This window comes from Frankia sp. CgKIO3 (genome assembly GCF_977946435.1).
The window spans coordinates 1-7,506 of record NZ_CDWTMO010000181.1; the positions used below are offsets into that span (position 1 = coordinate 1).

The 7,506-nt window shown below is 71.0% G+C and carries 4 protein-coding genes and 2 pseudogenes; 2 read left to right on the top strand and 4 right to left on the bottom strand.

The window, feature by feature from the left end:
- A partial coding sequence (locus AC08OJ_RS16935) for a hypothetical protein (protein WP_476596231.1) occupies window positions 1-1,154 on the top strand: 1,154 nt, incomplete at its 5' end.
- Here the strand turns inward: AC08OJ_RS16935 and AC08OJ_RS16940 are convergent.
- Window positions 1,062-2,087, bottom strand: coding sequence for a cation diffusion facilitator family transporter (locus AC08OJ_RS16940; RefSeq protein WP_476594132.1), 1,026 nt, complete (start codon window positions 2,085-2,087; stop codon window positions 1,062-1,064). The genes AC08OJ_RS16935 and AC08OJ_RS16940 overlap by 93 nt on opposite strands.
- 38 nt (window positions 2,088-2,125) lie before the next feature.
- Window positions 2,126-3,739 carry an ABC-F family ATP-binding cassette domain-containing protein gene (locus AC08OJ_RS16945; protein WP_476594131.1) on the bottom strand — a complete coding sequence of 538 codons (1,614 nt, stop codon included), beginning with the start codon at window positions 3,737-3,739 and terminating at the stop codon, window positions 2,126-2,128.
- Window positions 3,740-4,197: 458 nt separating this feature from the next.
- Between AC08OJ_RS16945 and rfbB the strand changes: the two genes are divergently transcribed.
- A complete protein-coding gene (gene rfbB, locus AC08OJ_RS16950) occupies window positions 4,198-5,202 on the top strand; it encodes a dTDP-glucose 4,6-dehydratase (RefSeq protein WP_476594130.1) in 1,005 nt (334 codons plus the stop codon).
- A gap of 22 nt (window positions 5,203-5,224) precedes the next feature.
- Here the strand turns inward: rfbB and glgA are convergent.
- Both glgA and AC08OJ_RS16960 read right to left on the bottom strand, forming a co-directional pair.
- Window positions 5,225-6,460 (bottom strand): annotated as a pseudogene (gene glgA / locus AC08OJ_RS16955) (glycogen synthase).
- A gap of 65 nt (window positions 6,461-6,525) precedes the next feature.
- Window positions 6,526-7,488 (bottom strand): annotated as a pseudogene (locus AC08OJ_RS16960) (GlgC family sugar phosphate nucleotidyltransferase); the annotation flags it as partial.
- Window positions 7,489-7,506 lie beyond the last annotated feature (18 nt).

The following is a 7,506-nucleotide window of genomic DNA, read 5'->3' on the forward strand; positions in this document are numbered from 1 at the left end:
CGGCCACCCCGGCCACGGCGACCACCCCGAACACCCCGGCCACGGCGACCGGCCCGGTGAACAGGCTGCCCTGGACCGCCCTGCTCGTCCTGGGCTACGTCGGATCGCTGGCGTGGAGCGGCACGCTCGCGCTGGTCGCACCCGGGGAGATCACGGCGGATCTTCGCATCCCGGCGGATCTCCTGGCGGCGGCGAAGGCCGTCGGTGACGATCCGCTCGGCTTCCTCGCCACCTACACCGCGACCACCGCGCACGCCGCGGCGGGGACCACGGCCGTCCTGCCGACGCATCCTCCGGGCCCCGTCCTGACCGTCTGGGTGCTCATCAGGGTGGGGATGCACGGTGCGGTCGCGATCGGGATACTGTTCACCGCCCTGGGCGCGCTGGTCGTCCCCGCCGTCTCGATCGCGGTGCGCTCGTTGTGCCATGAGACGGCCGCCCGGCGCCTGGTCCCCGTCCTCGTCCTGGCCCCGTGGAGCGGATGGACGGCGGCATCCCCGGACGCCGTCACGGCTACCCTGGCCGCCCTGGCCGTCGCGGTGGGGGTGGTCGGATGCGAACCGGGTCGGCGCTCGATGTGGTGGGCGCTGGCAAGCGGGCTGCTGCTCGGCCTCGCGGGGCTGTTCGGCTACGCCCCGGTATGGCTTGGCGTGGCGGTCGCCGCGGCCTACTTCGTCCGCCGTCGCCCGATCCTCAATGTCATGACCGGTCTGGGTGCGCTCCTGCCGCTGTGGCTCTTCTACGCGTGGGGTTTCTCCTGGCCCGACGGGCTGGCCCTGGCGAGCGCGCCACGGCCGGGGCTCGCCGGCACGCTGGCCTGGATCGTCGTGGACCTGACCGTGGTCGTCCTCGTCTGCGGGCCGGTTCTCATCCGGGCGGCGCGCCGCCTGCGGCTGACCCCGGGCTGGCCGCTGCTGGTGGGGGCCGGCGCGACGATGCTGTTCGCGACGGTCCTCGGGCTGGCCGATGGCGACGTCGAAGATTCCTGGCTGCCGGTGTTCCCCTGGTTACTGGTGGCCGCGGTGGCGCCTCGTCCCCGACCGGAGCTGCCCGGAGACAAGCTACGAGCGGGAAACCTGCCGGTGGTACTGATGTCCCTCGGCGTTCTGAGCGCGCTCGCGCTGCGGCTCTGCCTCGCCGACGGCACCGGCTGACGGATCCCGTCGTCGGCCCGGCTCGTCGCGGAGGATGTCGGGCTCGAGGAAGATGCGCAGCGGAACCGCCACCGCGGCCCGCAGCGCCGCCTCCGCGCCGTTGATGGTGGCGGCCACCTCGGGCATCGCCAGTTCCGCCCCGATACCGATCTTGGCGGCGACGAGCAGCTCGTCCGGCCCGAGGTGCAGTGTGCGCAGGTGGATGGCCGTGGCGACGCCCGGGGCGGCGGCGAGCGTGCCGCGGATGGTGGCGACCATTCCCGGGGCGGCGGCCTCGCCCACCAGCATGCCGTACGCCTCGGTCGCCACGAGGACGGCCACGATCAGCAGGAGCACGCCGATGGCCAGCGTTCCCGCGCCGTCCCAGATCGGGTCGTCGAGTGCCAGGGTCAGCCCGACCCCGAGCAACGCGAAGATCAGCCCCAGCTCGGCTGCCAGGTCCTCCAGCAGGACGATGGGCAGTTCCGGGGTCCGCGCCTCCCGGATGAACCGCCACCAGGACTGGTCGCCCTTCGTCTTCTTCGACTCGCGGATGGCGGTCGCGAAGGAGTACGACTCCAGCAGCACCGCGGTCAGCAGGACGACGACCGCGACCAGCCCGCTCTCCAGCTCATGCGGATGGCGCAGCTTCTCGACGCCCTCATACACTGAGAACAGCCCACCGACGCTGAACAACACGATCCCGACCAGGAAGCCGGCGATGTAACGCGCCCGCCCGTACCCGAAGGGATGCTCCTCGTCCGGCGGCTGGACGGAACGTTTCTGGCCGAGCAGGAGCAGGCCCTGGTTGCCGGAGTCGGCCACCGAGTGGATGGACTCGGCCAGCATCGACGACGACTGGGTGAACAGGAACGCGACGAACTTCGCCACCGCGATACCCAGATTGGCGATCAGTGCCGCCATGACCGCCTTGGTGCCGCCCTGCGTACTCACAAAGGTTCTCCATTCCGTTCCCGGGGCAGGGTTCCTGCTCAAGCCAGGGTGATGAGCTCGGCCAGATCGGGTGACCAGTTGTCCTCGACCCCGTCCGGCAGCATCAGGACCTTCTGCGGGTCGAGTGCCTCGACGGCCCCCGGGTCGTGGGTGACCAGGACGACCGAGCCCCGGTACGTGGCGAGCGCGGCAAGCACCTCGTCGCGCGAGGCGGGGTCGAGGTTGTTCGTCGGCTCGTCGAGCAGGAGGACGTTGACGGAGCTGCAGACCAGTCCGGCGAGCGCGAGGCGGGTCTTCTCGCCGCCGGACAGGGTCTCGGCGCGCTGCTCCACGCTGTCTCCGCTGAACAGGAACGCGCCCAGGATGCGACGCAGCTCCACGTCCGACGCCCCCGGCGCGGCGGCCCGCATGTTGTCCAGCACCGAGCGGCTAGTGTCCAGCGTCTCGTGTTCCTGCGCGTAGTACCCGAGACGCAGACCATGACCGGGATGCACCTGACCGACGTCGGGCGCCTCCTGGCCCGCCAGGATGCGCAGCAGCGTGGTCTTGCCGGCACCGTTCAGCCCGAGGACCACGACCCGCGAGCCGCGGTCGATCGCGAGGTCCACGCCGGTGAACACCTCCAGCGAGCCGTAGGACTTCGACAGTCCGGTGGCGGTCAGCGGCGTGCGGCCGCACGGAGCCGGGTCCGGGAAGCGCAGCTTGGCTACCCGGTCGGCGACGCGCGCCTCGGCGAGCCCGGCCGCGAGCCGCTCGGCCCGCCGGTCCATCTGATGGGCGGCCCGCGCCTTGGTCGCCTTGGCGCGCATCTTGTCGGCCTGCGCCTTCAGCGAGTCGATCTTCTTCTCGGCATTGGCGCGTTCCCGGCGACGGCGACGCTCGTCCAGCTCGCGCTGGTTGAGATAGGTCTTCCAGTTCACGTTGTAGACGTCGAGGGTGGCCCGGTTGGCGTCGAGGTGGAAGACCTTGTTCACGCACTTGTCGAGCAGGTCGACGTCGTGGCTCACCACGATCAGGCCACCCGTGTGAGCGCGCAGGAAGTCCCGCAGCCACCCGATCGAGTCGGCGTCGAGGTGGTTCGTCGGCTCGTCGAGCAGCAGGGTCGCGTCGGCGTTGCCGGACCCGGCGAACAGGATGCGAGCGAGTTCGACCCGCCGCCGCTGCCCACCGGACAGGGTGCCGATGGGCTGGACGAGCACCCGGTCAGCCAGGCCCAGCGACGAGCAGATCCGGGCAGCCTCCGCCTCGGCGGCATAACCGCCGAGCGTCCCGAATCGCTCCTCCAGGCTGCCGTAGCGGCGGATCGCCGCGTCCCGCGCCGTGGTGTCGACCAGCTCGGCCATCTCCAGCTGCAGCTTCTCCATTTCGCGCAGGAGAACGTCGAGACCACGTGCCGACAGCACACGATCACGAGCAGTGTCGGCCAGATCGCCGGTACGCGGGTCCTGGGGGAGGTAACCCATCTCACTCCGGAGGTCGACGGTGCCGGCGAACGGCAGCCCCTCCCGGGCAAGCACCTTCAGCAACGTCGTCTTGCCGGCCCCGTTGCGCCCGACGAGACCGATCCGGTCGTTCGGCTGCACCCGGAAGGATACGGGCTCGATCAGAGTGCGGGCTCCAGCACGCAGTTCGAGCTCGGACACAATGATCATCGAGGTAGGGCCTCTTTCGGGCTTCCAGACAACGCCGGGCGAGCGTCAGAGCGTTACACCGGCGACGTCGGGTTGACACGGACAACGGCGGGGACCCCACCAGAGCACTGCGAACCGGGACGACCGAGGTCGGGCACGGGGTAGGTCGGGCACAGGGCAGGTCGCGCACTGTGCCCACCAAGGACGGCACGGTCGGGCACGCGACGATCACGATACGACGATGCTCATGACCTCAAGAGTACGGGGGGCATAGGCCGCTGTGGCCGCCGGCTAGCCCTCGGGCAGGCCCGCCACGCGCCAGAGCGTAGGGTGCCCGTGCGCCCACGGTCACCCGCCGTCGTCCGGGTGGCCGCGCGCCGGCCAGGCCGGTGCCCGCCCGCCACGAGAACATGGACGACGTCCGTCCACCGCCCAGCCGCAGGCGTCGCCGCGCCTGCGCACCGATCGAAAGGCACACCATGTCGACGCTCCTCGTGACCGGAGCCGCCGGGTTCATCGGATCGAACTTCGTCCGCTACTGGCGGACGCGGCATCCGGGGGACGCGGTCGTGGCGCTCGACGCCCTGACCTACGCCGGCTGCCGGGAGAACCTCGCCGACGTCGCGGACCGCGTCACGTTCGTCCACGGCGACATCCGTGACCAGGAGCTCGTCGAGTCGGTGCTGCGGGAGCACTCCGTGGACGTGGTGGTGAACTTCGCCGCCGAGTCGCACAACAGTCTGGCGATCATTCGCCCCGGCGAGTTCTTCTCGACGAACGTGATGGGTACCCAGGCCCTGCTCGAGGCGGCCCGCACGGTCGGGGTGGCCCGCTTCCACCAGATCTCCACCTGCGAGGTCTACGGCGACATGGACCTCAACGACCCCGGCGCCTTCACCGAGGACTCCCCCTACCTCCCCCGCACGCCCTACAACGCGGCGAAGGCCGGCGGGGACCACGCCGTACACGCCTATGGCTTTACCTACAACCTCCCCGTGACGATCACCAACTGCTCGAACAACTACGGTCCCTACCAGTTCCCGGAGAAGGTCATCCCCCTGTTCGTGACCCGGGCGCTGCAGGGCGAGTCGCTCCCGATGTACGCCTCCACCACGAACCGGCGCGAGTGGCTGCACGTGATGGACCACTGCCGGGCGATCGACGCGGTTCTGGACCGCGGGCGGCTCGGCGAGACCTACCACGTCGGATCCGGCGTCGAGGCGGACATCGAGACGATCGCCGACACGGTGCTCGCCGAGCTCGGTCTGCCCGCGTCGTTGAAGACGATCGTGCCCGACCGTCCCTCGCACGACCGCCGCTACCTGCTGGACTCCACCAAGCTGCGGACCGAGCTGGACTGGGCGCCGTTGATCGACTTCGCCGAGGGCATGCGGTCGACCATCGCCTGGTACAAGGAGAACGAAGCCTGGTGGCGTCCGCTGCTCGGTCGCTCCCCGGTCTCCGAAACGGCCTGGACGAGCTGACAGCCCCAGCCGAGCTGAGCCGTCAGCCGCCGGTCAGCGACGCGTACAGCCGCGCGGTGCGCTCGGCGATCGCAGCCCAGCCGAACTCGGTGACGGCCCGGTCCCGGCCCGCGTGGCCCATCGCGGCCGCCCGGACCGGGACCGCGAGCACCTCGTTGACGGCCCCGGCCAGCGCGCCGGGGTCGTCGGGCGGCACCAGCAGACCGGTGACGCCGTCGTCGACGACCTGGGGAATGCCACCAACCCGGGAGGCGACGACCGCGGTGCCGCACGCCATCGCCTCCAGGTTGACGATGCCGAGCGGCTCGTAGACCGACGGGCAGACGAACACGGTGGCATGGCTGAGCAGCTGGATCACCTCCGGCTTCGTCAGCATCCCGGGCAGCCAGACCACGCCGTCGCGGCCGGCGCGCAGGCCCTCGACCAGGTCGGTGATCTCCGTGAACAGCGCAGGGGTGTCCGGGGCCCCGGCACAGAGCACGAGCTACGCCCGGGGGTCGATCGCCGCCGCCGCCCGCAGCAGCACCGGCAACCCCTTCTGCCGGGTGATCCGCCCCACGAAGATCACCGTCGGCCGATCCGGGTCCACCCCGTGGCGTTCCAGCACGTCGGTCGCGGTGTCCGGACGGTACTCGTCGGTGTCGATGCCATTGCGGATGACGTGCACGCGGGCCGGATCGACCGCCGGGTAGGCATCGAGGATGTCCGCGCGCATGCCCGCGCTGACCGCGACCACGGCGGCCGCCGACTCGATCGCGACCCGCTCGCACCAGGACGACACCCGGTAGCCCCCGCCCAGCTGCTCGGCCTTCCAGGGACGCCGGGGCTCCAGCGAGTGCGAGGTCATTACGTGCGGGACGCCGCCGAGCAGCGCGGCGAGATGGCCACCGAGATTCGCGTACCAGGTGTGCGAGTGGATCACGTCCGCGCCGGCCGCCGTGGCGGCCATGGACAGGTCCATCGACACGGTCCGCAGCGCGTCGTTCGCATCGGCGAGCGCGGCCCAGCTCCGGTACGCCGCGACCGCGGCGACGCCCGGGGCACCCGCCCTCTCGACCACCGGCCGGTCGACGGCACCGGTCGACGGCACCGCACCCGCGGGCCCACCGCCCGGTGCCCCGCCGCCCGGCGCCGGCCCCTCGCGGTGGACGGTGAGGTCGACCAGCCGGGCGAGCTCCCGGCTCAGGTACTCGACGTGCACACCCGCCCCGCCGTAGACGTCCGGGGGGTACTCCCGGGTGAGCATGGCGACGCGCATGTGCGGTCTCTCCCAACGGTGCCGTGACGGGACGGGTGCGGGCGGATAGGGGGATGGCGGCCGGTTCAGTCGGCGATCGTGATGCCCTTGCCGACGACGGTGACGCCCTGCTCGCTCACGGTGTAGCCGCGGGCGCGGTCCCGGTCCTTGTCCACCCCGACCTGGGCGCCCGCCGGCACGTGCACGTTCTTGTCCAGGATGGCGTCGCCCCGGCCGACGACCACGTTGTCCAGGAGCACCGTGTGGTCGACCTCGGCCCAGGAGTTCACCCGCACTCCCGGGGACAGCACCGACGAGCGCACCGTGCCCCCGGAGATGATGACTCCGTTGCTGACGATGCTGTTCATGGCCGTGCCGGTGCGCTGCAGGCCATCGTGCACAAACTTCGCCGGTGGCAGCGAGGGGATGCTGGTGAGGATCGGCCACTCCCGGTTGTAGAGGTTGAACACCGGGTCGAGCGCACACAGATCCATCTGCGCCTCGAAGTACGAGTCGACGGTGCCGACGTCGCGCCAGTAGCCGCGGTCACGCAGCGTCGTGCCCGGGACGACGTTGCCGGCGAAGTCGTACACCGCCGCCGCCCGCTGGGCCACGAGCATCGGGATGATGTTCCTGCCCATGTCGTGGACGCTGTCCTCGTCGGCGGCGTCCTTGCGCAGGGCGTCGATCAGCGCGTCCGTCGAGAAGACGTAGTTGCCCATCGAGGCGAACGTCTCCTCGGGACTGCCCGGCAGACCCGGCGGATCGGCGGGCTTCTCCAGGAACGCCTCGATCGTGCGGCCGTCGGGCGCCGTCTGGATAACCCCGAACGCCCGGCCCTCGGATCTCGGTACCCGCACGCCGGCTCCGCTGTCGAGATGCTGGGCGACCATCTGCCGCGGGTCCATCCGGTACACGTGGTCCGCGCCGAAGACCACGACGATGTCCGGGGCATCGTCGTAGACGAGGTTCAGCGACTGGTGGATGGCGTCGGCGCTGCCGGCGAACCATCGCGGCCCCAGCCGCTGCTGCGCCGGCACCGGCGTGACCTAGTCTTGTTTTCCGCA

What these genes read in the sequence shown, in the direction of transcription:
- AC08OJ_RS16945 (WP_476594131.1), bottom strand. Translation starts at nt 3,739, where the DNA reads ATGATCATTGTGTCCGAGCTCGAACTGCGTGCTGGAGCCCGCACTCTG.
- rfbB (WP_476594130.1), top strand. Translation starts at nt 4,198, where the DNA reads ATGTCGACGCTCCTCGTGACCGGAGCCGCCGGGTTCATCGGATCGAAC.